18 protein-coding genes are annotated in these 21,614 nt (G+C 43.9%); 15 read left to right on the top strand and 3 right to left on the bottom strand.

The features are described from left to right. Nucleotides 1-31 precede the first annotated feature (31 nt). Nucleotides 32-1,090, top strand: coding sequence for a glycerate kinase family protein (locus BU202_RS06915; protein ID WP_075105061.1), 1,059 nt, complete (start codon nucleotides 32-34; stop codon nucleotides 1,088-1,090). 5 nt (nucleotides 1,091-1,095) lie between these two features. Then, nucleotides 1,096-1,791, top strand: a complete 696-nt coding sequence (pgmB, locus tag BU202_RS06920; protein ID WP_244149029.1) for a beta-phosphoglucomutase — start codon at nucleotides 1,096-1,098, stop codon at nucleotides 1,789-1,791. A 422-nt stretch (nucleotides 1,792-2,213) separates the two neighbouring features. Here the strand turns inward: pgmB and BU202_RS06925 are convergent, their stop codons facing one another. Then, the gene (locus tag BU202_RS06925; RefSeq protein WP_075105063.1) at nucleotides 2,214-3,356 is read right to left on the bottom strand and encodes a DUF6287 domain-containing protein; all 1,143 of its coding nucleotides are present in this window, start codon (nucleotides 3,354-3,356) and stop codon (nucleotides 2,214-2,216) included. Between the two features lie 135 nt (nucleotides 3,357-3,491). On the opposite strand from BU202_RS06925, the gene BU202_RS06930 reads away from it, so the two are divergent. From BU202_RS06930 to BU202_RS06950, 5 genes are all read left to right on the top strand, one after another. Next, nucleotides 3,492-5,267 carry an ABC transporter ATP-binding protein/permease gene (locus BU202_RS06930; RefSeq protein ID WP_075105064.1) on the top strand — a complete coding sequence of 592 codons (1,776 nt, stop codon included), beginning with the start codon at nucleotides 3,492-3,494 and terminating at the stop codon, nucleotides 5,265-5,267. After that, nucleotides 5,260-6,927: an amino acid ABC transporter ATP-binding/permease protein gene (locus BU202_RS06935; protein WP_075105065.1), complete on the top strand. Its 1,668-nt coding sequence runs from the start codon at nucleotides 5,260-5,262 to the stop codon at nucleotides 6,925-6,927. Before BU202_RS06930 ends, BU202_RS06935 begins: the two co-directional genes overlap by 8 nt. A gap of 116 nt (nucleotides 6,928-7,043) precedes the next feature. After that, nucleotides 7,044-7,637, top strand: a complete 594-nt coding sequence (locus BU202_RS06940) for an MptD family putative ECF transporter S component (RefSeq protein WP_075105066.1) — start codon at nucleotides 7,044-7,046, stop codon at nucleotides 7,635-7,637. Nucleotides 7,638-7,660: 23 nt separating this feature from the next. Further along, nucleotides 7,661-8,293: an energy-coupling factor transporter transmembrane component T gene (locus BU202_RS06945; RefSeq protein WP_244149030.1), complete on the top strand. Its 633-nt coding sequence runs from the start codon at nucleotides 7,661-7,663 to the stop codon at nucleotides 8,291-8,293. A 53-nt stretch (nucleotides 8,294-8,346) separates the two neighbouring features. Further along, a complete protein-coding gene (locus BU202_RS06950; RefSeq protein ID WP_244149032.1) occupies nucleotides 8,347-9,690 on the top strand; it encodes an ABC transporter ATP-binding protein in 1,344 nt (447 codons plus the stop codon). Nucleotides 9,691-9,760: 70 nt separating this feature from the next. Here the strand turns inward: BU202_RS06950 and BU202_RS06955 are convergent, their stop codons facing one another. Then, the gene (locus BU202_RS06955; RefSeq protein WP_075105069.1) at nucleotides 9,761-10,435 is read right to left on the bottom strand and encodes a helix-turn-helix transcriptional regulator; all 675 of its coding nucleotides are present in this window, start codon (nucleotides 10,433-10,435) and stop codon (nucleotides 9,761-9,763) included. 232 nt (nucleotides 10,436-10,667) lie between these two features. Here BU202_RS06955 and BU202_RS06960 point away from each other — a divergent pair, with 232 nt between their 5' ends. The 4 genes from BU202_RS06960 (at nucleotide 10,668) to BU202_RS06975 (ending at nucleotide 14,828) form a co-directional block, all read left to right on the top strand. Further along, the gene (locus BU202_RS06960) at nucleotides 10,668-11,855 is read left to right on the top strand and encodes a MalY/PatB family protein (RefSeq protein ID WP_075105070.1); all 1,188 of its coding nucleotides are present in this window, start codon (nucleotides 10,668-10,670) and stop codon (nucleotides 11,853-11,855) included. 9 nt (nucleotides 11,856-11,864) lie between these two features. After that, nucleotides 11,865-13,100, top strand: coding sequence for a dicarboxylate/amino acid:cation symporter (locus BU202_RS06965; RefSeq protein WP_075105071.1), 1,236 nt, complete (start codon nucleotides 11,865-11,867; stop codon nucleotides 13,098-13,100). 15 nt (nucleotides 13,101-13,115) lie between these two features. Further along, nucleotides 13,116-13,499, top strand: a complete 384-nt coding sequence (locus tag BU202_RS06970; RefSeq protein ID WP_075105072.1) for a RidA family protein — start codon at nucleotides 13,116-13,118, stop codon at nucleotides 13,497-13,499. A gap of 189 nt (nucleotides 13,500-13,688) precedes the next feature. Next, nucleotides 13,689-14,828 (top strand): carbohydrate-binding domain-containing protein, encoded by a 1,140-nt coding sequence (locus BU202_RS06975; RefSeq protein WP_075105073.1) that lies wholly within the window; start codon nucleotides 13,689-13,691, stop codon nucleotides 14,826-14,828. 34 nt (nucleotides 14,829-14,862) lie between these two features. Here the strand turns inward: BU202_RS06975 and BU202_RS06980 are convergent, their stop codons facing one another. After that, the gene (locus BU202_RS06980) at nucleotides 14,863-15,525 is read right to left on the bottom strand and encodes a trimeric intracellular cation channel family protein (protein WP_075105074.1); all 663 of its coding nucleotides are present in this window, start codon (nucleotides 15,523-15,525) and stop codon (nucleotides 14,863-14,865) included. Between the two features lie 231 nt (nucleotides 15,526-15,756). On the opposite strand from BU202_RS06980, the gene BU202_RS06985 reads away from it, so the two are divergent. The 4 genes from BU202_RS06985 (at nucleotide 15,757) to lpdA (ending at nucleotide 21,342) form a co-directional block, all read left to right on the top strand. Further along, nucleotides 15,757-16,725, top strand: coding sequence for a thiamine pyrophosphate-dependent dehydrogenase E1 component subunit alpha (locus tag BU202_RS06985; RefSeq protein ID WP_075105075.1), 969 nt, complete (start codon nucleotides 15,757-15,759; stop codon nucleotides 16,723-16,725). A gap of 76 nt (nucleotides 16,726-16,801) precedes the next feature. After that, the gene (locus BU202_RS06990) at nucleotides 16,802-17,797 is read left to right on the top strand and encodes an alpha-ketoacid dehydrogenase subunit beta (protein ID WP_075105076.1); all 996 of its coding nucleotides are present in this window, start codon (nucleotides 16,802-16,804) and stop codon (nucleotides 17,795-17,797) included. Nucleotides 17,798-17,887: 90 nt separating this feature from the next. Further along, nucleotides 17,888-19,273 carry a dihydrolipoamide acetyltransferase gene (locus BU202_RS06995; protein ID WP_075105077.1) on the top strand — a complete coding sequence of 462 codons (1,386 nt, stop codon included), beginning with the start codon at nucleotides 17,888-17,890 and terminating at the stop codon, nucleotides 19,271-19,273. A 314-nt stretch (nucleotides 19,274-19,587) separates the two neighbouring features. Further along, entirely contained in the window at nucleotides 19,588-21,342 is a 1,755-nt protein-coding gene (gene lpdA, locus BU202_RS07000) for a dihydrolipoyl dehydrogenase (RefSeq protein WP_075105078.1), read from the top strand. Nucleotides 21,343-21,614 lie beyond the last annotated feature (272 nt).

The raw sequence follows: 21,614 nt of genomic DNA on the forward strand, positions 1-21,614 counted from the left end.
CAACAACATTCTTATCCAACGAGGTATCAACATGAAGATCATCATAGCAATCGATTCGTTTAAGGGTTCGGCGACTTCTGTGCAGTTAAATCAGGCTGCGCGGGAGGCGGCTGAGGAAGTGTTGGCAGGAGCAGAGGTTGCAACATTTGCCATTGCAGATGGAGGTGAAGGGACCTTGGAAGCCTTGATGGAGGTGGCTGATGGGGAGTTGATTCCTGTTTCGACTGTGGATTTGTTGGAGCGTCCGATTGAGGCTTCTTATTTCCTGTCGGGGCAGACGGCTTTTATCGAGGCAGCTTCTGTAGTAGGAATTGAGAAGATACATCCGACGCCTGCGACTGTGGAGGTGGCAACTAGTCTTGGCTTGAGCGCTGTCATCAGGGATGCTTTGAGTCGTTCTTGTCGGGAAATCATTATCACGCTAGGCGGAACAGGGACATCTGATGGTGGCAGGGGTCTACTTGATAGTCTGACAGAAGAGGATAAAGAGCGTCTGCGGTCTGTGCGGTTGATTGGCTTGACGGATGTGAAAAATAGCTATGCAGGTTTGGAAGGTTATGCGCGCGTGTTTGGTCCACAAAAAGGAGCAACTCAAGAGCAGGTTGAGTTGATGGATACTGCAGCTCTTGCCTTTGTGCAAACGGTGAAAGAAGAACAGGGGATTGATTTGCAGGCAATTCCAGGAACAGGTGCGGCTGGCGGTCTAGGTGGTGCGCTTGTGGTCTTGGGCGGAGAGCTCCAGGCAGGTTTTCCATTCGTTGCGAAAAAAATTGGTCTTGAGGAAGCTCTGCAAGGAGCAGAATTGGTCATTACGGGTGAGGGACGTTTGGATAGTCAAAGTCTGAATGGCAAGGTGCCAATCGGTGTGGCGACTCTTGCTCGCGCTACAGGTGTTCCAACGATTGCAGTTTGTGGTAGTGTAGCGACAGATGTGGAGGCGTTTGACGACTATTTTCTAGCCACCTATTCGATTCAGACCAGTATCCAGTCCTTAGAAAGGGCTATGGAGACAGAAGTCACGCTCACAAATGTTCGATTTGTGGTGAAAAATATTTTAAAGTGCTATATGTATAGTTTGATGAACAAGTAAAAAGAATGGAAATAAAAATGAAGGCTGTTATTTTTGATTTGGATGGAGTGATTGCAGATACAGCAAAGTATCATTTTTCTGCTTGGAAACAATTGATATGGAATCATTTTGGAGTAGATATTCCTGATACAATAGAAGCCAATTTGAAAGGGGTCAGTAGGGAAGAATCGCTGATGATATTATTGCAGCATATTGGTAAAACAGTTGATGAAGTAACATTTAAGGGTTTGTGTGATGAAAAAAATAGGCAATATATGGCATCTTTAGCTAATATATCCAAAGATGAGATTTTACCTGGAATCGCCTTGTTAATTTTAGATTTACAGAAGAGGGGGATTCGTATGGCACTTGCCTCCGCTAGCAAAAATGCCCCATTTATTTTAGAAAAGTTAGGTTTGAAATCCCAATTTTATACGATTATTGATCCTCATCAGATTGTAGCTGGAAAGCCTGCGCCGGATATCTTTTTAGCAGCGGTAGCAGCTCTTGGGTGCTCTGCTGACGAATGTATTGGAATTGAGGACTCCGTGGCAGGAATTGAAGCGATTAATAAAGCAGGTTGTATCTCTATAGGAGTCAGCGATGAAGAGTTGCCTGAGGCTTTTTGTCAAGTTGGCAATACTTCTGAGTTGAGTTATGAACGCTTGTTGGAGGTAAGTGAACAATTTCACCGTTTAAAGAGCAACTGTATTACTAAGTGAAAAAGATAAAAATAGCAGTAGTATTGTTGCTGTATGTGACAACTATTTTCTAGCCACCTATTCGATTCAGACCAGTGTCCAGTCCTTAGAAAGGGCTATGGAGACAGAAGTCACGCTTACAAATGTTCGATTTGTGGTGAAAAATGTCATTCAGACTTTTTATAACTAATACTCTATAAAAATCAAAATCTGACTAGCTTTCACAATTGAGAATTGTGAAAGGCTGGAGATAAGGCTAGCATTGCTAGCCTCCTCGAAATCGCAGGTAGAACTGAGGTTAGCTGAGGATTATTGCATAATCCCTATTTCCAACCTCCAACAGTCTCCCAGATTGTTGGAGCAAGGTGAGTTAACGACGTCAGACTTTGATTTTTGACGAGTATAAACAAGCTGTACGGGATTTTCCAGTACAGCTTTTGATATTATTCTACACGGTAGTACACTTCCTGAGCGAGGATATCTGCTGGCATGAGGTATTGGGTGGAGAAGAGTCGGTCTTTGGTTTGATCTGTCGGGTCGTTTGCATTGTCTGCAATTGGTGTAATCGCTACGCCCTTAGGAATAAAAATCGTTGGAACAATTGCGGATGCCATAACATTAGGATTTTCGATGCCAGCCCAGAGTTGGCCGTTCTCGATTTTGGCATGGTTCAAATTGAGGTGGCGAGACTGGTCTGGATATTCTGCATAAATCACGCTTCCGTCTGCTTTGATTGTCAGAACCTTGCCCTGTCCATTTTTCCAAGTACCTACTAGGCTTGAGAAATCACCAGCTGCTACGGCATTGATGTCCATGTTTTTAGCGGTGGTATCCGTGGCGGAAGCAACTGTTTGAGGGGCTTCGAATGTTTCCCATTTGAGACTTGACAGGTCCAACTCTTCCGCTTTTGATTTGCCAAATAGTTGGTCTAGTGTATCCTGCCCAAGCTGAAACTCGCTTTGGTTCGCTTGTTTTGGTTGGCTGTTACCTGTTGGAAATTGGTAGAGTGTGGCTGTACCTGCACCTGTCCCCGAACTCCAGCTCACGCTGACGACATCGCCGTTTTGATAAATGGTAAAGGCGTTTCGTGCCCCGCCACTTCCTGCGACAAAACCTTGCGCCAGTAAGGCAGGTGCGTCATTGTTCAAGTAATAGAGGGCGACAGGAAAGACCTGCTGACTGTCGTTTATAGTGCCAACGAGTAATTCGTTTTTTCCGTCCTTGTTGAGATCGAGGAAGGTGTAGCGTAGTTGTTTTGGTTGGAAGAGGGCACTTTCGACTACCCAAGAATTCAGTTCGATGGATAGGCTATCCAGTAATTCTCTGATGTGCGAGAGGTCCTTTGGATAAGTAGCGCTATGTTGCATGATTTTTTGATAGTCTTCAAGGGCACTCGCATAGGCCTTTTTATCATCTTTAGGCGTTGGTTTTTTCACTTCTTCAGAAGCTGTTGAGCTGCTTTGACTTGATGGGGCTGACGAGCTATTTGTAGAAGTGGTACTGTTTGAAGTACAGGCTGTTAACACTAGGGCGCCGGTCAAGAGTGTCATGGCTGCCATGTATGAGAGTTGAGACATCCGTTTCATATGGTTTCCTTTCATCAGTGGTTTGAGAAAATCTGTTTATATGTTTATTATACCATAGAGTATTTAGTCTGTCGCTCGCTTCTTTATGGATTAGAATTTACAGATAATTCAAAGAATGTTATAATAGTCACAAACATGGAAGGGAGTAAGGGAGTGAGTCAGGCCCAAAGCATATCGCGAGAGAAGAAAAAGTATTTGTTGGGACGATTGAAGGAGCAGATAGGACCGAAGATGAAGGTGGTGTATGCGGCTGCTCTTTTGTCATGGGTGCAGTTCTTGGTGCGGATTCTGAGTTTTTACTGGATTAGTCGAGCTGTTGCGGACTATGCCACAGGAGTTGCGCTTGATTTGGGGAATTTTTTGCTCCGTCTGGTTGCTTTAAATCTAGCGGGTTTTGCGGTGGCAATCTTTGCCAAACGCTTGCAGGGCATAGGCTCTCAGTTTGCCCGCGATGCGATAAAGAAATCCTTTTTTAGAGCCTTGATTGCACGGGACGGTCATTTTGAGTCGGAAACAACCGCAGCAGATGTTTTTACCGTTGCGTCACAGGGAATTGATAGCTTGGATACGTATTATTCCCATTATCTGACCATGTCGCTTAGGACCTATTTGAATTGCACGACGGTGCTGCTCTTGGTCGCTTGGCTGTTTCCGCTCGGAAGTGTCATCTTTTTGTTGGCCTTGCCTTTGATTCCTATTTCGATTATCCTCATGCAAAAGCGGTCGCAACGGATTATGAACCGCTACTGGGCTTCCTATATGGATGTTGGCAATCTGTTTCTGGACGATTTGAAGGGCTTAAATACCTTATACGCCTATCAGGCGGACGCAGTCTATGAAAAGACTTTCAATGAGCAAGCAGAGGATTTCAGAGATGCCACCATGGAATTGCTGGGCTTTCAATTGCAGGCGGTCGGCTATATGGACGCTGTTATGTATCTGGGAATCGGAGTCTCAGGCTTTGTAGCCATTGGGCAATTAGTAGCAGGGCAGTTGTCCTTGTTCCAATTCATCTTTTTTGTATTGATTGCGACAGAGTTTTTTGCACCGATTCGAGAGCAAGGTTACGGTATGCACCTGGTCATGATGAATACCAAGATGGCAGACCGTATCTTTGGTTTTTTAGATAGTATAGAGGAAAAAAGTGCGGAGATGCTTGCGCATTTAGAAGACTTTAAGCAGGTTCGTTTGCAACATGTGTCCTTCTCCTATGGAGACAAGGAAGTCTTGCACGATGTCAACGCTGAATTGTCAGCTGGTCATGTCTATGCGATTGCTGGGGTATCAGGGCAAGGAAAAACGACCTTGGCTCAACTCTTGATGAAACGTTTGATAGCTCAGAAAGGCGAGATTGTATTTGGCGAAAGATCACTATCAGACCTATCACAAGCAGCCATCAACCGTCAGGTTCTCTATGTGTCAAGTCAATCCTATCTCTTGAACCAGTCCATTTATGACAACCTCGCCATGGCCTGCGACTGGTCAAAAGAGGAAATGATGAATTGGTTGGACAAGCATGGTGTCTTACCATTTATCCACACTCTGCCAGACGGCTTAGATACGATAGTGGGCGAAAATGGGCAATCTCTTTCCCCTGGTCAACGCCAGCAGATTATTTGCGCGCGGGCTATTCTAGCCCAGCGTTCCCTCTACATTTTTGATGAAATCACGTCCAGCGTTGATGCAGATAACGAAGCGCTCATTTATCAGTTAATCCAGCTAGTTGCAGAAAAGGCCATTGTCGTGATGATTACCCATAAGATGAAGCAGGTCTATCTGGCAGATGAGGTGCTGTTCCTAGCGAATCATCAAAGTTTTGTAGGCTCGGCTGAAGAATTGTATGTTCAGCATCCAGCTTTTCGTCACCTCGTAGATACTCAGGCAGAATTGGAGGCAGCTGTTTATGGATAAAGAACGATACCCAACACGGGTTGTCATTCCACGTCTCATCAAGATTATGAGTCATTTGATTCCCTATATCGGGCTGGCAGTGCTTTTTGCGGTCATGGGCTTTGTGACAACCGTTGTCATTCCCGTCTTCTTGGTACAATTGGCAGGACATGCCTTGAAAAGAGGGCAGGCCCCGTCTGGGATATTTCTGGGCTTCTTGGTGATTCTGGGCTTGTTGCGCGGTGCCTTTCGCTATGGTGAACACTATTTTGGACACTATGTAGCCTTTCATAGTCTAGCAGCCTTTCGGAAGATGATGTTTGCGAAATTGCGGGCCTTGGCACCGGGCAAACTAGACCGTCAAGACAGCGGGGTCTTGCTCAAGATGATTGGTGAGGATATTGAGGCCTTGGAAATCTTTTTTGCCCACACCTTGGCGCCCATTTCAACAGGGATTCTGGTTGCGGTTCTCATGTTTGTCTCTTTGGCTTGGTATCGGTGGGAGTTAGCACTTCTAGCGCTTGTGGCCTATGTCTTGCTTGCCCTCGTCCTCCCCAATCAATTCGCTAGACGCCTGACACCGATTTTACAGGCGCAAAATCAGGAGCGAAAAGCCTATGTGGCTTCTTTCCTGCAAGGGCTGAAAGCAGTCAAGGACTTGCTTCAATTCCAACAGATGGAGCGCTACACGGCAGCTTTGCAGGTGCAAAGTCAGCAAGTCAATGCACGGGAAAGACAGGTGGCCCAGACGAACTTTATGCAACAAGCCTATAGTTTTGCGGTGATTGGTCTTGGCATAACAGTTTTTGCTTGGCGAACTCTTGCGCTTGTCAATATGGGAGACTTGAGCGTTTTTACGGGGCTGTCGTTGCTAGTTGCCTTTACGAGCTCGTTTGCCCCCTTCTTAGAATTGAGTCGCTTGCCACTTGGATTTAAACGGGCCATGAATGCGGGACGCAATATTTTTGCTCTCCTTGATGAGCCAGAGATGGAAAAGACAGGAGGGGTCTTGCAGGAAACCATCGAGAGGATTCAGCTGCAAGATGTGGAATTTGCCTATGCAGATGACGGAAAACGGATTTATGATGGCCTATCTGTCGACTTTATTCAGGGCGGTATTGTCGGGATTGTTGGTCCGTCAGGTGCGGGAAAATCGACCTTGATGAAACTGGTGATGCGCTGGTATGATTGGCAGGCAGGAACGATTCACCTAAACCAGCGAAATAGCAACACCTTGCACCCTAGTCTGCTACAGGCTCATTTTGCCTATGTTCCCCAGGTTCCTCAGATTTTCAGACAGACCATTCGTGAAAATCTCGTCTTGGGACGTAGGGATATTTCAGATGAGGAAATTCTTGCTCTGGCAGAAAAATGTCAGATGAAGGAACGCATTCTAGAAGCGGAAGCGGGCTTAGATACGGTTGTAGATATGACGAGCTTTTCTGCGGGTGAAGCCCAGCGGCTTGAGTTGATGCGGGCCTTGTTGAAACAGGCAGATTGCTATATTTTTGATGAGCCAACCAGCAATCTGGATTCGCTCAATGAAGCCTTGTTTCTTCAACTCATCAAGCAGGAATGCCGTGGTCTCGTCTTTCTAATCTCGCATCGGGCGAGCACGATGGCCTGTGCGGATCAGATATACAGGGTTGATAAAGGACTGGTGATGCGCGGAGAAAGCTAGACACCTGTAGGAATTCGTGGTACGATAGTATCATTTGAAGCAGATGGCTAAGCCTCCTGCGTGGGAGTGTTTAGGAGTAGAGGATATTTCAATCCTTAGATAACATGGAGAAACGAATGAAACAATTAAAAGTGAAAGACATAATGGTGACAGGGGCTTTTGCAGCCCTCTACTTCCTGTGTGTAGGGCTCGGGACCTTGGTGGCAGCAATTTTTGACCGTTCGGGTAATATGATGTATGCGCCAGCCTTTGCAGCGATTTTAGGAGGCCCTGTCTACATGCTCTTAGTCGCAAAGGTCGGGAAATTTGGCTCCATCAGCCTTGTGAGTGCAGTCATGGCTTGCTTCTTTTTCATGTCAGGCTACATGACAGCAGCCTTTGTACCAAGCCTGTTTTTCGGTATCTTAGGAGACCTGATTGCAAAACAAGGACAATATAAGCAAAAGTGGTTGAACACTGTGAGTTTTGTCGTCTTTTCTTTCGGAAATCTAGGACCGATTATTCTCATGTGGCTAATGAGAGATGCCTATGTGGCGAATCTGATGGCACGTGGTAAGTCAGCCGAATACATTGCCCGTGTCATGGTTGATTTTACGGTTGGAAATGTGTTAGGCTTATCGGCAACGATTGTCGTAGGAGCCTTGATTGGAGCCTTTTTAGGCCAAGGAATGGTTGCGAAATCCTTCAAAAAATCGGGGTTACTACAATGACGTTTGATGCCAGGAGTAAGATAGTGCTGGTTATTTTTACAGGAATCACCTACGGCATGCACCTGACAGCCTGGGAGCGTGGGTATTTGCTCATCGGAATCGCCATTTGTGCCCTTCTTCTGCAACGGTTTAAGATGGCACTGGTGACCGTGCTAGGTTATCTTGTAGTCTACCAGCTCAGTCAAGTGGACGGTTTGCCCATGTGGCTGTTTCGCTTTACTTTTATGCTTAGCCATATCTGGGTTCCCCTAATGGCTGGGCATTTTCTGCTTCTTACCACTTCGGCCTACGAATTGATTCATGGTCTCAGAAAATGGCATTTGCCAGAAAGTTTTCTACTGACACTCGGCGTCATGTTTCGCTTTTTGCCTCTGATTAAAAAAGAGGTTCGAGTGATCCAAACGTCCTTGAAAACGCGGGGGATGTTTCTTCGCAAACGTGCGATTTTCGTCCAGCCTCATCGCTATCTGGAATATGTCTTGGTGCCCTTGATGATGTCGCTCTTGCGTACGGCGCAGGATTTGACCATTGCAACCCTGACCAAGGGGCTTGCCCTGACCAAGAGGCCCAGTGAATTTGTGCAGTCCCGCTGGACCTGGCTAGATTGGAGTTTATGTGCATGGTGTCTCAGCTTTCTCATCCTCAAATTCAAATAGAAGCCCATTCACTACGACTGACATACGCCCACGGCGCGAACCTTGCTTGTCAGGTGGAGAAGTTGAAGATTGCAAAAGGGCAATGCTTGGTCTTGTGCGGTCCGAGTGGGTCTGGCAAGTCTTCGCTTCTTCACCTCATCAATGGTCTTGTCCCTGAATACTATCAAGGAGAGATTGAAGGAAGTCTTCGTATCGGTCCAATTCCTTATCAAGAGGCGAGTGTCGAGCTCTTAGCCAGTCACGTATCATCTGTTTTTCAGAATCCAGCAACCCAATTTTTCCACCAAGAAGTCCTGCAAGAGCTGGTTTTTCCCTGTGAAAATCAAGGGTTGGACAGGGCTGTGATTTCCAAACGCTTGGCAGAAGTAGTCGAGCAGTTTCGCTTGGAGCCCTTATTACCTAGGGAAATGACCAGTTTGTCTGGAGGGCAAAAACAGGTCGTGGCCATTGGAACAGCAGCCATGCAGGGAACCGACATTATGGTCTTCGATGAGCCGACGGCTAATTTAGATGAAGCAGGGGTCCGTCGGGTGCAGGAATTGTTGACGGCATTAAAAAAAGAGGGCAAGACCCTGATTATTGCGGAGCATCGCCTCGCCTATCTGGCAGAAATTGCGGATTCTTATGCTTATTTCCATGAGGGAGACTTGGTGGCGCGGTTGTCAGCGCATGAATTTCTAGCTTATACGGAAGAAAAGCGAGCGGAATGGGGCTTGCGGACTTCTGATAATGCTCCCTATCAAGCACAGGTTAGAGCCATGGCTCAAGCCTTTGCCAATGACCAAGCAGGGCTGGAATTACCTGCCTTTTGCGTCTACAATAATGGCACATTTCTCTACCAATTAGAGCCGCTCGTGCTTGCTCCGGGTCAGGTTGTTGGTCTAGTAGGGGCAAATGGTTCTGGGAAAACGAGTTTTGCCCGTTCTTTACTGGGCTTGGAGGGAGAAAAAACAGGTCCCGTCATTTGGCAAGGTCAAATCTTACTTGCTCGAAAACGTCTTGCTACCATGGCCTATGTCATGCAAGATGTACGCCTGCAATTGATCACAGAACGGGTGGAAAAGGAGCTGATGCTAGGGCGAGAACGAGGCTCGTTAGATGAGGCAATTCTCGAGGCCTTTCGCCTATCTCATCTCTTAGACCGCCACCCGATGAGTCTGTCGATGGGCGAGCAACAACGCCTCATGATTGCGGCTAGCTTGTTGAGCGATAAGGAAATCATCATTCTGGATGAACCCTCTAGTGGTCTTGATAGACAGCAGATGGAACAACTGGCAATCCAGCTACAATTCTTAAAATCCAAGAACAAACTCGTCCTGCTCATCTCCCACGATGATGAACTACTGGCTAGAGTCTGTGATAAAGTGGTGGAGATAGAGAAATTAAAAATAACATGATGATTTTTCCATTTGGTTGATAGATAGCTATAAAGTAAAAGGGGTTGGACACTTTGTCTAACCCCTTATATTAGTCTTGTTTTTCTTGGCGTACGGTTTGGATATACTTATAGATGCTCACATCAGACATTCTAAACGTTTCAGCTATTTTTGATACGGAATCTTTGAGTTCAAAGAAGCCTTTCTGGTAAAGCGAGCGGACAATGGCAATTTTTTCGTTTTTTGTTAGATTGTAGGTCCCGAGACTGAGTCCTTGTGTTTCTTGCAAAATAGTCGCTTCAATTAAGTTTTCAGGTGTTGAGTAGAAATTTTCAGTAATATCTTTTGTGCTGGAATTTGTCTCTTCTGTCTGAAATAGGCTATCAATCGTTTCAAGGCTTGATTCAAAAAGGCGTTTGAGAGAGAGTAATTTAGATTTATCAGAATTGATACAGAGCATGCCAAGGAGTTGCTCCTGTTCATTTTTGATAAAGAAGCTAGATGAATAGAGCTCTCTACCGCTAACTGTCTTAGTATGGTAATTGACGACATAGTCTTTTTCTTTATACAATTTTGATTTTAAAACATCTAACACAAAATCAGTAGCAGGTGCACCAATTTCACGCTCAGATAAATTATTTTTAATGTAAACCAAAGAATGATCTAATCCTTTTGTAAAGTCTTGCAGTACAATCTCTGTATCATTTCCTAGAATGAGCGAAAGAAAGTCAATGATTGGGATGTAGGATTTCAATTGTGGATTCATAGGGCACCTCTTCGTTCAAGTAACATAATCATCATTATTTTATCATATTTTTCCTTTTTATTGAGCAAAGTCGTCCTTTTCCAAGAAGATAATAAAAAATATTTATAATTTTTTATATTTTTTATAAAAAATTATTGGAAACGATTACTTTGTATGTTATAATGACAATGTAAAAAAGAATCATTCGCGAAGTTCTTGATACAAGATACATTAGAATAAAGGGATACCTAAGATGAAAAAAGAAGAATTTTTGACCAGATATGCAACAGACAGGATGGGAACAAATAGCTTGAAATGGGATGCTTTGGATGTTCGTTTTGGAGATCCAGATCTCATTTCGATGTGGGTCGCTGATATGGAATTTAAGGCACCTGAGTGTATCGTGGATGCACTACGTGAGCGAGTAGAACATGGTATTTATGGATATTCATATGTCCCAGACTCTTACTATGAAGCCGTGATGAAGTGGGAAAAAGACCATCATGGCTATGAAGTTCAAAAAGAGTGGATTCGTATTTCGCCAGGAATCGTTGCAGCCCTATACTGGAGTGTTAATCTCTATACAGAAAAAGGTGATTCCATCTTGATTATGACCCCTGTCTATTATCCGTTCCATAACTGTGTGAAAGACAGTGAGCGAAGATTAGTGACCTGTGACTTAAACTATGATAAAGGACAATTCACCATTGATTTTGAACGCTTTGAGCAATCTATCATTGACAACGATGTGAAAATGTATATCCACTGTTCTCCAGCAAATCCAGCAGGTAGAGTATGGGAGGAAGAAGAGCTAGAACGCTTATTTGAAATATGTGAGCGCCACGATGTCTTGATTATTTCGGATGAAATTCACCAAGATTTAGTATTTGGAGAAAAGAAACATATTCCGTCTGCTCTCGTTGCAGGTGGGAAATACCGTGATCGTTTGATTACAGCTTTTGCTTCATCTAAAACTTTTAATCTGGCAACCTGTTTGACTTCGACTATTGTCATTGAAAATGATGAGATGAGACAAAAATGGGATGACTTTATGAAAATCTATTACTCCGTTGAGGTGAACATTTTTGGCATCACTGCTGTAGAGGCGGCCTTAGTGGGTGGACAGGAATGGTATGAAGCGGTCAAGGAAGTCATCTACAGTAACTATCAACTAGTAGTTGAAGAGATGAAAGATTTTCCAGAAGTTTATATTACTCCACTAGAAGGAACCTATCTCGTCTTTATGGATTTGCGTAATCTTGTGCCAGTTGATAAGATGAAAGAGTTTGTCCAAGAAAAATGCCGTCTAGCGGTTGATTACGGTGAATGGTTTGGTGAAAATTATCATGGCTTCATTCGATTAAATATGGGGACAAGACCAGAAATTGTCCAAAAAGCGATTCAAAATATCAAAGCATGTTTGGCAGAGTATAAGAAATAAGGTGTTGAGATGAAAAAAATTTGGGAAACGTATAAATCTTCATTTATTTTATTAGCTTCAATGTTTATCGGTGGAGGTTGTGGTGCATTTCTAGGTGAAAAAGCTAGCTTTCTACAGCCGATTGCTGATACCTTTTTAAATCTACTCTATTGTTGCGTCGTACCATTGATTTTCTGTTCCTTGACTGCGGCAATTGCCAAGATGAAAGATTTACGCAAATTGCGGAAAATCATGCTCACATTTTCTGTCGGGACGATTCTTTCAGGCATTATTTCTTGTCTCTTTATGGTTGTACCGTCTGTCCTGGTGAATCTAGGAAAAGGTGTCAACTTAAATATGACAGAGCAAGTGACCACTACTGAAAGTAGTTTGAATGTCCTTGGTATGTTTACCGTTGGTGATTTTCCTCTTCTTTTCTCCAAGGGGAATCTCATGGCGCTGATTGTCTTTACGATTATCTTTTCAATCGGTGTGATTCAGGCTGGTGAGCAAGGAACTCCTATTTTAAAGGCGATGGAAAATTTGACGACTGTCATCATTAAGATTATCAATATCATTATGAAATTGGCACCGTTAGGTTTAGGTTGTTATTTTGCGATTTTAATCGGTCAGTATGGTCAAGAAATTGTAGGACCATTATCCAAAGCTATTTTGGTATATTTGGTGGTTGTATTTGTTTACTATATTGTGTCGCAGACTCTTATGGCGTACATTGGTGCAGGAGTGGACGGTGTAAAAGTATGGTGGAAAGGAGCAGCAGCTCCAACCTTGACTGCGCTAGGGACTTGTTCTTCTGCTGCTAGTCTTCCAGTCAATTTATTGCATGCGAAAAAGATTGGCATCCCAGATGAAATTGCTGATTTGACCATCCCATTAGGTGCTAATCTGCATAAGGACGGAGCATGTATCATTCAAATCTTAAAAATTGCCCTCCTTTGCTCAGTCTTTAATGTCGATTACGCGACACCTCGAAATATTTTGATGTCTATTCTGGTAGCAGTTATTGCTTCTGTTGTCATGGGTGGAATACCAGGTGGTGGTTATGTTGCGGAAATCTTTATCATTTCGGTATTTGGATTCCCAACAGTGTCCATTCCAATTATGGTATTAATTGGAACCATTACAGATGCGCCTGCCACAGCAATCAATGTAACTGGTGACACCGGACTTGCAATGGTGATTGCAAGGGTTGTCGAAGGTAAAAAATGGCTGCAAAAGGCAGAGCCAATGCTTGAAAATGGATAAGGATGAGGGAGTGTCATGAAAAAACAGATTAGTACAAATCAAGCACCTGGTGCAATTGGTCCATATTCACAGGCGATAGAAATCGATAATCTCGTCTTTCTCTCTGGGCAATTACCTATTGTCACCGAAACGAATGAGTTTCCGAGTGAGGATATCGTAGATCAAACCAAGTGTTCCTTGGAAAATGTAAAAGCCATCTTAGAGGAAGTTGGATTGGGACTGGAGCATGTCATTAAAACAACAGTCTATTTAGCTGATATTGCAGAATTCGCTAAGATGAATGACGTCTATGCTTCTTATTTCTCTGCTCCCTACCCTGCACGTTCTGCATTTGAAGTAGCAAATCTTCCAAAAGGAGCGAAAGTTGAAATCGAAGTCGTAGCTGTCAAATCGCTATAAACGTATCAAGCATACAGATAAATACAAAGAGGTTGGGTGCTTAGCCCAACCTCATTTAAGTTTTATTTCAGAAAAGTTTAAAGGTTTTTTCAGAATACAGACTTATACTATTTCTATGTTGATTGTCTACAGAAATCCTATGGGTGGTTTTCGCAGGGAATCAAGAATCATAGAATTGAGGAAACGTGAATGAATGTAAAAACAGTATTAGTATCGTCGGTTACGCTATTGAGCCTGACCTTGCTTGCAGCCTGTTCAACAGCGTCTGGTCAATCATCGATGAGCACCCAAAGTAGTCAGGTAGCAAGGACAGCGAACAAAAGCTCTAGCACGATGGATTGGAATAGTTTGCCGACCAAGGAAGTGACCTTGACAAATGATGGCTTGACTATTACAGAGGCAGGAACCTATGTGCTCAAGGGGACAACAACGGCAGGGGTTAAGATCCATACGACTGGCAATGTTCGCTTGGTTTTAGCAGGAGCAACCATTTCAAGTCGGGATACGGCTGCGATTTATGTTGAGGCAGCGGATCATGTGGTGCTGGAACTGCAAGAGGGAACGACTAATACCGTTTCAGACAGTCAGCAGCACACCGATAGCAATATTGAAGGAGCCATTCATGCAAAGGCTGATTTGACCATTCGAGGAGAAGGTAGCTTGACAGTAGAAGGGAACTTTGAAGATGGGATTGTGTCTTCAGACGATCTTACCATTGAGTCAGGAAGTCTGCGGGTAACGGCTACAGATGACGGTATCCGTGGGAAAGATTCGGTGACTATCAAGGGTGGTATGCTTGACGTCACCGCAACAGGTGACGGGATTAAGTCTAACAATGACCAAGATACGACCAAAGGTAATGTAGAGATTATCGGTGGAATCATCGCTGTACAGGCTGGCGATGACGGCATCAAGGCAGAGTCTAGTTTGACCATCGATGACGGTCAAGTGACCGTGAAGAATAGCACGGAGGGACTTGAAGGGACGAATGTGACCATCAACGGTGGAACGGTTAATGTCACCTCAACAGATGACGGAATCAATGCTGCAAGCGATGCCATGGGGGCCGATATCTTCATTAAGGTCACAGGAGGTACTATCGATGTTAGCGTTGGTCAAGGTGATACAGATGCCTTTGATTCAAATGGAGACATCTCCATCTCAGGTGGTACCATCAATGTGACAGCCCCAACTTCAGGTTTTGATTTTGATGGAACTGTCGAATTCACTGGTGGTGATGTCACGGTCAATGGGCAAAAACAAACCGAGATTGTAGCAACTGGACCTGGTAGCGGAGGCTTTGGCGGCGGACGACCAGGTGGGTGGTAATCGTTGTACAATCGCAATAGAAAAAACGCTGTTTTCAGCGTTTTTTGTTTGTTTTTTCCATGTTTGGCAGATTGATGTGGTACTTGATGACGAGGAGGCGGATGAGGAGGAAAAAGGAGAAAAGGCTGATAAAGACGGGAATTCTGGCCCATTTCCAGTCGAGAACTAGAATATGGTAGCTAATGCCGGTAAAGAGGGCAAGCACAGCATAGACATCTTCTTTTAAGACGACAGGGGTCTCATTGACCAGCAAATCGCGGACGATTCCGCCACCAACTCCTGTCAGGGCTGCCAAAATACCGGATGTCATACAATTCAAACCCAGTTCCACTCCGGTACTTGCTCCGATGAGGGCAAAGATGACGAGGCCAATCGCATCAAAGACCAGATTGGTCTTGCTGAGAAATTGATACAAGGTTTTGTCGCGTGGCGATTCATTTTTCTTCATCACGACAAACAAGTACATGATGATGGATACGACAATGGAGAGATAGATAGAAGAGGGTTCCACGAGAGCAGCAGGCACTCGGTTCACCATGGTGTCGCGAATGACACCCCCACCAATTGCCGTAATCGTTGCAAGCAGAGTAATGCCGAAAATATCGAGTTTCTTCTTAAATCCTTTAATCGTTCCAGAAACGGCAAATGAGATGGTCCCAATGTAGTTGCAAATCAGTAAAAATAAATCGAAATCCATAGCAACCTCCGCAGTTATTTTACCATAAAATGGCAGAAGGTTCAACGCTTACAAAAGTTTGTGAAAAAAAGAACATAACCGTAAAAATAGCACCTTATAAAATTGTGAAAAAACGCACGAATTCAAGTTTTCTTTCAAGGTCAACATCCGATAGAAAACGGTTAAATTATTTGCTATTTGTGAATTTTTGGATTATCATAGAAAGGAAACAGAATAACTTTGGAGGAAATTATGGTATCTATTTCAAAAGAAAAACATTTAGACATGTTTTTAAAAATGCAACAAATCCGTGATGTGGACATGAAATTGAATAAACTTGTTCGCCGTGGATTTGTACAAGGAATGACCCACTTCTCAGTCGGAGAAGAGGCTGCTTCAGTTGGAGCAATTGCGGATTTGACAGACCAAGACATTATCTTTTCAAATCACCGTGGACATGGTCAAACCATTGCCAAAGGAATTGACATCAATGCCATGATGGCTGAACTTGCTGGTAAGGCTACTGGTTCCTCAAAAGGACGCGGTGGTTCTATGCACTTGGCAAACCTTGAAAAAGGAAACTACGGAACAAACGGTATCGTTGGTGGTGGTTATGCCCTTGCAGTCGGTGCGGCCCTTAGCCAACAATATCTTGGAACAGACAATATCGTTATCGCCTTTTCAGGAGATTCAGCGACCAACGAAGGTAGCTTCCACGAGTCTATGAACTTGGCTGCCGTTTGGAATTTACCAGTTATTTTCTTTATCATTAACAACCGTTACGGTATTTCAACAGATATTACTTACTCAACAAAAATTCCTCATCTTTACCTACGTGCAGATGCCTACGGTATGCCAGGTCATTACGTAGAAGACGGAAATGATGTCGTAGCTGTTTACGAAAAAATGCATGAGGTGATCGAGTACGTTCGTGCTGGAAATGGTCCTGCCCTTGTAGAGGTTGAATCATACCGCTGGTTTGGACACTCAACTGCGGATGCAGGTGTTTATCGTACCAAAGAAGAAGTGGATGCTTGGAAAGCAAAAGATCCGCTTAAAAAATACCGCGCTTACTTGACAGAAAACAAGATTGCAACAGACGAAGAATTGGATGCCATTGAAGCACAAGTTGCCGAAGAAGTAGAAGCATCTGTGAAGTTTGCCCAAGAAAGTCCAGATCCAGACATTTCGATCGCATACGAAGATGTGTTTGTGGACTAATTCCTCAAACAAGGAAAGAAACGGTAAGAATTCCCCAGGGGAACAACTAAGATTTGATATTTTCTAGGAGAAAAACATGACTGAAACAAAAGTAATGGCCTTGCGTGAAGCGATTAACTTGGCGCAAAGCGAGGAAATGCGTAAGGATGAACGCGTATTCTTGATGGGAGAAGACGTAGGAATCTACGGTGGAGACTTCGGAACATCTGTTGGAATGTTGGAAGAATTTGGTGAAAAACGCGTTCGCGACACACCTATCTCTGAAGCAGCGATTGCAGGTTCAGCAGTCGGTGCCGCTCAAACAGGTCTTCGTCCAATTGTAGACTTGACCTTCATGGACTTTATTACTATTGCCCTTGATGCGATTGTCAACCAAGCAGCGAAAACCAACTACATGTTTGGTGGTGGCTTGAAAACTCCTGTCACTTTCCGTGTGGCATCAGGTTCAGGTATTGGATCAGCTGCGCAGCACTCACAATCTCTTGAAGCATGGTTGACCCATATCCCAGGAATCAAGGTGGTCGCACCAGGTACAGCCAACGATGCTAAGGGATTGTTGAAATCTTCTATCTTGGATAACAACCCAGTTATCTTCCTAGAGCCAAAAGCACTCTACGGTAAGAAAGAAGAAGTCAACCTTGACCCAGATTTCTACATTCCACTTGGAAAAGGTGAAATCAAACGCGAAGGCACAGACGTGACGATTGTCTCTTACGGTCGTATGTTGGAACGTGTTCTTCAAGCAGCTGACGAAGTAGCAGCAGAAGGCATCAGCGTAGAGGTCGTTGACCCACGTACCCTCATTCCTCTTGACAAAGAATTGATTATCAATTCTGTTAAGAAAACTGGAAAAGTGATTCTTGTCAATGATGCGTATAAGACAGGCGGCTTCATCGGTGAGATTGCATCGATTATTACAGAAAGCGAAGCCTTTGATTACCTAGATGCACCAGTTGTTCGTATCGCTTCTGACGACGTTCCAGTTCCTTATGCTAACATTCTTGAAAATGCAGTATTGCCAAACGTTGAAAAAATTAAGGCTGCTATTTACAAACAAGTGAATAAAGGTTAAAAAAAGAGGAAGACGGTTTTGCAAGATTCAAAGCCGTCGCTCCCTTGTTTTCTAGCTGAAAAGAATGGAAAAAACAGAAAGGAAGATTACATGGCAATAGAAATTATCATGCCTAAACTCGGTGTGGACATGCAAGAAGGTGAAATCATCGAGTGGAAAAAACAAGAAGGCGATGTTGTCAATGAAGGCGATGTCCTCTTGGAAATGATGTCTGATAAGACCAGCATGGAATTGGAAGCTGAAGACTCAGGTGTCCTGCTGAAAATTGTTCATGGCAATGGTGCGACCGTACCTGTTACAGAAGTCATTGCCTATCTTGGAGCAGAAGGAGAAAGCGTGGATGTGGCAGCAAGCGCAGCTCCTGCGCCAGCAGCAGAAACCGCGCCTGTTGAAGCTGCACCAGTAGCGGTAGCCGCAGCTCCTGCACCAGCTGCAAAACCACAAGGTGGTGGGAAAGTACGGGCTACCCCAGCTGCTCGTAAATTAGCCAAAGAATTGGATATTGACCTTGGACTAGTTCCAGGAACTGGGGCAAATGGTCGTGTCCACAAATCAGATGTTGAAGACTTCAAGGGTGCGGCTCCTAAGGCAACGCCACTTGCTCGTCGCATCGCAGCTGATAAAGGCATCAATCTCGAAGAAATTGTTGGAACAGGTGTCAATGGCAAAATTCTCAAGGAAGATGTTCTTGCAGCTCTAGCAGCTAGCCAACCAGAAACTGTTGAGCCAGCTCCAGCTAAGGCAGCAGAAAAACCAGCCAAAGAATTGCCAGAAGGTGTTGAAATCATCAAGATGAGCCCAATGCGTAAGGCTATCTCAAAAGGAATGGTCAACTCTTACCTTACTGCGCCAACCTTTACACTTAACTACGACATTGACATGACCAACTTGATGGCGCTTCGGAAACAAGTTCTTGAGCCAATCATGAATAAGACGGGCTTGAAAGTAACCTTTACAGACTTGATTGGTCTAGCGGTTACTCGTACCTTGATGAAAGAAGAGCACCGCTACATGAATGCCTCACTCATCAACGATGCGCAAGAAATTGAGTTGCACAAGTTTGTCAACCTTGGAATTGCCGTTGGTTTGGACGATGGTTTGGTCGTACCAGTTGTACACGGGGCAGATAAGATGAGCCTGTCTGACTTTGTGGTGGCATCAAAAGATGTCATCAAGAAAGCCCAATCAGGTAAGTTGAAAGGGGCAGAAATGTCTGGTTCAACCTTCTCGATTACCAACCTCGGTATGTTTGGTACCAAGACCTTTAACCCAATTATCAACCAACCAAACTCAGCCATTCTCGGAGTTGCTTCCACTGTTCAAACACCAGTCGTGATTGACGGCGAAATCAAAATCCGTCCAATTATGGCCCTCTGCTTGACCATTGACCACCGCATTATCGACGGTATGAATGGTGCCAAGTTCATGGTTGATTTGAAGAACTTACTTGAAAATCCATTGGAATTACTGATATAAGGGCGTAAAGAAAGCGACAGTATTCTTCCTTGGAGGAGGTTGCTGCTGTCCTAGCTCTTGGGAAAATATCCGTAAGCAACAATAAACATTCAAGTAAGAACCGTTTGACTAAAAGGAAACTGATCTGAGTGAGAACCTCATTAGACTTGAAAAATTAAGAAGAAAAGAAAGGAATTGGACGAATAGAAAGTGAATCGGGTTTATCATTGAACCTGAGCGGAAGTTCGAAAAAAGGATAAATCGTTTAGAAAATCAGGATTTTCAACGATTTCCCATTTTTCGGTCACTTTCTTTTCGCTCTTGGTATCTTAAATATGGCAGTTGAAATTATTATGCCGAAACTTGGCGTTGACATGCAAGAAGGTGAAATCATCGAGTGGAAAAAACAAGAAGGTGATGTGGTCAACGAAGGTGACGTTATCTTGGAAATGATGTCTGATAAGACCAGCATGGAATTGGAAGCAGAAGATTCAGGAATCTTGTTGAAAATCGTTCGTGGTAACGGTGAGACAGTACCTGTAACAGAAGTTATCGGCTACATCGGTGCAGAAGGCGAAGTGGTGGAAGCAGGTGCAGCACCAGCAGCAGATGTTGCTCAAGCAACCGCAGATTTGAAGGCGGCAGGTCTTGAAGTACCAGCAGCTCCAGCTGAAGCGCCAGCAGCACCAAAAGCAGAACTAGCAGCTGACGAATACGATATGGTCGTTGTCGGTGGAGGTCCTGCAGGATACTACGCAGCCATTCGTGGTGCTCAATTAGGTGGAAAAATTGCCATCGTTGAGAAATCAGAATTTGGTGGAACATGCTTGAACAAAGGATGTATCCCAACAAAAACTTACCTAAAAAATGCTGAAATCCTTGACGGATTGAAGATTGCGGCTGGTCGTGGTATCAACCTTGCTTCAACAAACTACACAATCGACATGGATAAGACAGTAGACTTTAAAAATTCAGTTGTCAAGACATTGACAGGTGGGGTACAAGGTCTCTTGAAAGCCAACAAGGTGACGATTTTCAATGGTCTTGGTCAAGTAAACCCTGATAAGACTGTGACAATCGGTAGTCAAACTATCAAAGGACGTAGCATCGTTCTTGCGACAGGTTCAAAAGTATCTCGTATCAACATTCCAGGGATTGACTCAAAACTTGTCTTGACATCAGATGACATCCTTGACCTTCGTGAAATTCCAAAATCCCTTACTGTAATGGGTGGTGGAGTTGTCGGAGTGGAACTTGGACTTGTCTATGCGTCATACGGTACAGAAGTAACTGTTGTCGAAATGGCAGACCGTATCATTCCAGGTATGGACCGTGAAGTGTCTGTTGAACTTCAAAAAGTCCTTTCTAAGAAAGGCATGAAATTCTTGACTTCAGTTGGTGTCTCTGAAATCATTGAAGCCAACAACCAATTGACCATCAAATTGAACGACGGATCAGAAATCGTATCTGAAAAAGCTCTTCTTTCAATCGGACGTGTGCCACAATTGGCTGGTCTTGAAAATCTTAACCTTGAAATGGACCGTGGACGTATCAAGGTCAACGCTTACCAAGAAACATCCATCCCAGGTATCTATGCACCGGGTGATGTCAACGGTACGAAGATGCTTGCCCACGCTGCTTACCGTATGGGTGAAGTAGCAGCTGAAAATGCGATTAACGGTAACCACCATAAAGCAAAACTCGACTTCACACCAGCAGCAGTTTACACACACCCAGAAATTGCCATGGTTGGTTTAACCGAAGAGCAAGCGCGTGAGCAATACGGAAACGACATCTTAATCGGTAAATGTAGCTTTACTGGAAATGGTCGTGCCATTGCGTCAAACGAAGCACACGGATTTGTTAAAGTCATTGCGGATAAGAAATACCATGAAATCCTTGGTGTTCACATCATTGGACCAGTAGCAGCTGAAATGATCAACGAAGCCGCAACGATTATGGAATCAGAATTGACAGTAGATGATGTAGCAGCATCAATCCATGGTCACCCAACCTTCTCAGAAGTCATGTACGAAGCCTTCTTGGATGTCTTGGGAGTAGCGATTCACAACCCACCAAAACGCAAATAAGAAATCAAAAAGAGGCTGGGACAAAAAGATTTTGATTTTTGAGATTCTTTATCATCAAATCTTCAAATTAATAAATTAAATATAAAAAGCGGACAAAACTAGTTTTGTCCGCTTTTTATATTTAGGCTTGGACTTTGCCCACCTATTACCTGCATTTTTTGGTGTATAATCCTTGACAAATAGGCAGGGGTGGGGTATTATAAAATATAATTGTATACTTCTTAAAACTATCGTATACATGTAATTTTTGAAAAGGGGAAAATCATTATGAA

Source organism: Streptococcus cuniculi, from assembly GCF_001921845.1.
GTDB classification, from domain to species: domain Bacteria; phylum Bacillota; class Bacilli; order Lactobacillales; family Streptococcaceae; genus Streptococcus; species Streptococcus cuniculi.

What these genes read in the sequence shown, in the direction of transcription:
- pgmB (WP_244149029.1), top strand. Translation starts at nt 1,096, where the DNA reads ATGGAAATAAAAATGAAGGCTGTTATTTTTGATTTGGATGGAGTGATT.
- BU202_RS06990 (WP_075105076.1), top strand. Translation starts at nt 16,802, where the DNA reads ATGACTGAAACAAAAGTAATGGCCTTGCGTGAAGCGATTAACTTGGCG.
- BU202_RS06975 (WP_075105073.1), top strand. Translation starts at nt 13,689, where the DNA reads ATGAATGTAAAAACAGTATTAGTATCGTCGGTTACGCTATTGAGCCTG.
- BU202_RS06995 (WP_075105077.1), top strand. Translation starts at nt 17,888, where the DNA reads ATGGCAATAGAAATTATCATGCCTAAACTCGGTGTGGACATGCAAGAA.
- BU202_RS06940 (WP_075105066.1), top strand. Translation starts at nt 7,044, where the DNA reads ATGAAACAATTAAAAGTGAAAGACATAATGGTGACAGGGGCTTTTGCA.
- BU202_RS06935 (WP_075105065.1), top strand. Translation starts at nt 5,260, where the DNA reads ATGGATAAAGAACGATACCCAACACGGGTTGTCATTCCACGTCTCATC.
- BU202_RS06955 (WP_075105069.1), bottom strand. Translation starts at nt 10,435, where the DNA reads ATGAATCCACAATTGAAATCCTACATCCCAATCATTGACTTTCTTTCG.
- BU202_RS06930 (WP_075105064.1), top strand. Translation starts at nt 3,492, where the DNA reads ATGGAAGGGAGTAAGGGAGTGAGTCAGGCCCAAAGCATATCGCGAGAG.
- BU202_RS06980 (WP_075105074.1), bottom strand. Translation starts at nt 15,525, where the DNA reads ATGGATTTCGATTTATTTTTACTGATTTGCAACTACATTGGGACCATC.
- BU202_RS06965 (WP_075105071.1), top strand. Translation starts at nt 11,865, where the DNA reads ATGAAAAAAATTTGGGAAACGTATAAATCTTCATTTATTTTATTAGCT.
- BU202_RS06970 (WP_075105072.1), top strand. Translation starts at nt 13,116, where the DNA reads ATGAAAAAACAGATTAGTACAAATCAAGCACCTGGTGCAATTGGTCCA.
- BU202_RS06960 (WP_075105070.1), top strand. Translation starts at nt 10,668, where the DNA reads ATGAAAAAAGAAGAATTTTTGACCAGATATGCAACAGACAGGATGGGA.
- BU202_RS06915 (WP_075105061.1), top strand. Translation starts at nt 32, where the DNA reads ATGAAGATCATCATAGCAATCGATTCGTTTAAGGGTTCGGCGACTTCT.
- BU202_RS06925 (WP_075105063.1), bottom strand. Translation starts at nt 3,356, where the DNA reads ATGAAACGGATGTCTCAACTCTCATACATGGCAGCCATGACACTCTTG.
- BU202_RS06985 (WP_075105075.1), top strand. Translation starts at nt 15,757, where the DNA reads ATGGTATCTATTTCAAAAGAAAAACATTTAGACATGTTTTTAAAAATG.
- lpdA (WP_075105078.1), top strand. Translation starts at nt 19,588, where the DNA reads ATGGCAGTTGAAATTATTATGCCGAAACTTGGCGTTGACATGCAAGAA.